The sequence below is a fragment of the Bradyrhizobium sp. sGM-13 genome, assembly GCF_018398875.1.
Classification (GTDB): Bacteria; Pseudomonadota; Alphaproteobacteria; order Rhizobiales; family Xanthobacteraceae; genus Bradyrhizobium.
This window is the reverse complement of sequence record NZ_JAGWDK010000278.1, coordinates 1-285: the sequence shown is the minus strand read 5'-3', so window position 1 is coordinate 285 and position 285 is coordinate 1. Positions and strand designations below refer to the sequence as shown.

The following is a 285-nucleotide window of genomic DNA, read 5'->3' as shown; positions in this document are numbered from 1 at the left end:
AGCGTATTGCCAGCCTGCTGGAAGCGCTCGAATATCTTCTCCTGGTCCTTCTTGGCGATGCCGATGCCGTTGTCCTTTACATCAACGCGGAGGAAGCCAGCCTCCTGCCAAGCCTCAAGCCGGATCCAGCCGTTCTCCTTGGCGCAAAACTTCTCCGCGTTGGAGATCAAATTCACAATTACTTGTGTGAAGCGATCCGCATCAGCCCGGATTGGCGGAAGATCGTCGGGGATCCTGGTCTCGAGCGAGACGTGACGCGCCTTGGCGAAGAGGCCAGCCATACCG

At 57.9% G+C, this 285-nt stretch carries 1 protein-coding gene; it reads right to left on the bottom strand.

Annotated elements, in window-relative coordinates; all coding sequences use genetic code 11:
* The coding region (locus KJQ96_RS42570; protein WP_375293274.1) for a sensor histidine kinase at positions 1-281 on the bottom strand (281 nt) is incomplete at its 3' end.
* Positions 282-285 lie beyond the last annotated feature (4 nt).